Source organism: Bartonella grahamii ATCC 700132 (assembly GCF_000518085.1).
Classification (GTDB): domain Bacteria; phylum Pseudomonadota; class Alphaproteobacteria; order Rhizobiales; family Rhizobiaceae; genus Bartonella; species Bartonella grahamii.
Genome location: NZ_JACX01000051.1, coordinates 1 through 2,377, shown reverse-complemented (window position 1 = coordinate 2,377; position 2,377 = coordinate 1). Strand labels below are relative to the sequence as shown.

General features: G+C 35.1%; 1 pseudogene. It reads right to left on the bottom strand.

Annotated features, from left to right (window positions below):
• Positions 1–156 precede the first annotated feature (156 nt).
• A pseudogene (locus U736_RS11305) lies at positions 157–2,377 on the bottom strand (type ISP restriction/modification enzyme); the annotation flags it as partial.

Genomic DNA, 2,377 nt, shown 5'->3' with positions numbered 1-2,377 from the left:
GTATCTAAAAGTGCAAGTTTTTTCTTTTTAGAATAACGCATATAAACACTCCTTTTAAGATTGTATGTAAGTAATTTAACAAGAGAGGTATAGATATGATTATAAGCTCTATACCCCTTGTAAGGTTATCATACCCATTATGTGAGTATGCCAAATCTATTCAGTTTCTCTAATTTCTAATTTTGGTAAGTTTTTAACAATCTTCATTGTTTCTAAACTTACGGTAATAACCCTTTGAAACAACTCTAATGGATAAGCAGGGTTACCAATGGTTTCAACAGCATAACGATTAGCATCATTAACAATGCCACTCTTTTTATCTGTCTTAACGCATTGACGCCCCATAACCCATTCAAGAGCGGGTTTACCATTGACGATATACTCATAAGCTTCAAGAGGGATGTCTGTTATTGTGATATTGCTGTTGTAAATAACTGTAGATTTATCCTTTTCCTTACTATTCTTAATTTTTGCGAATTTCATTTCTGTAACGTAATAAAATTTTTCGGGATTAGAGATCTCTGTTTGTTTTGGATTACCCTTTTTAAAGGTCACTGGATAAGGCTCTACAGTCTCATAATTCACGTGCAAATGCCCTAGTTCACGTCCAGCATTAACAAACTTCCAAAAATCTTCAGCGCTTTTTACACAAGGGATGCGAGGCAATTCTTTAGAGAGGTTATCAGCATAACGAGCACGGTAATCTTCCGAATGAAGTAAACCGTAAACATAATAAAATAGATCATCTTTCGTGATAGTTTCATTAGGATAAGCCACTTTAAAATGTGCTAATCCTTCATCAGTAATGGCATCACGCCTCTGTAAACCAGCTGTTTTACTTTCTTCTGTAGAAATTAAAAATAAATGGGATTGTTTTTCATTTTTACTTTTTGAAACCGTATCATCTTTGTAAATATAGCGTGGAAAGCATTGACCTGTATCTATTACACTCACATCAGGTACATTTTTAGTCATCAAGATAGAAAATCCACTTCTTGCTCCTACAGAAGAAACTTGTATCACTTTATTTTCAGTCGCTTTTTCTATAGGAAATATCCGCGGCATTTGGTAAACCATATCATTGAAGGTACGATTATAATAAAGCCATCGTTGTGTAAAAGGACGATACAGACTTGGTATGAGGCATGTCTCTTCAAATTCAAAAAACTTTCTTTTTGTCAACTCTTGTTTAAGTCCACGGCTCCAACTTATCTTACTTTCATCTGAATTTACAAAATTATTTACAACATTGGTATGTATTTTACGGTCAGTGTGTACATAAGTATCATTAAAACGTTCCACTTCACTGTTATAGAAGGCAATCATATTACTCATGTTTTTCGCTAGAGCTTCAGGGCTTGAGTTGTATGTCCAAGCATCACGACTCGTCATAATACCGCGAGAAAAATTTTCAAACAGCTTTTTACCATGACTTTTCTTATCACCTAGGGCTAGGAATGTTTTGAAACTCTCATCACGTTGATTTATCCAATCACCATGTTCATCCGGCGTGATCATTTGCCAACTTTGTTCACGTGTAATGCCATCAATACTACCAAAGTATTCAAGAGCTGTAAGTTTTTCTTTTGTCGTGAAATTATTACCAATGTCATGATAGTAAATTTTACAATCTCCGGAAGCATTGGGATTTTTGATAAACAATGTTATAGCAATACCAGTCATACTACCATTGCCAAAAACATTTTCACCTTCTTGAGCTTTCCCATCGCTTAACATATTTTTACGAATATCCCCCCGTAAATTAAGCACATAAATACTCGTAAACTCTTTGGCTAAAGATTTCGTAAGCTATCCATTGTTGGCTTTTCTATGTAACCAGAACCAGAAACAAAGCCTATACCCCAGCATTACTAATACGGTCACTTGCCCAACGAATGGCACGGATATAGCTGTCATAAAGTGCTCGTATATTCGTTACTTTCGATTGAGCAGCATAAGTTTTACGGATACGTTCATCTAATATGGGATAAGGGCTGTTCTTTGCATTATCATTTTCGCTTTTTTGCCCTACTGAATAAGGAGGATTCCCAAAAATAACTTCAATATTGAGGTTTTTCTGAAGTTCTAAATATTCACTGTTTTCCTCTAGTAAACCTCTCATCAGATCTTGTTTTTCAAGCATCCGGAATGTATCGGTTAAACCAATATGTTTGAAAGGAATATACTCTCCTTTTTTCAAACTATGATAAGTCGATTCAATGTTAATGGCTGCTATGTAGTACGCTAGCAAGACAATCTCGTTGGCATGGATATCATAACGAAACTTATATTCCATATCCTCTGGTTTTATGAGCTTTGATTGTAAAAGCCTTGTGATAAAGGTACCCGTTCCAGTGAAAGGGTCAAGAATAGAAAC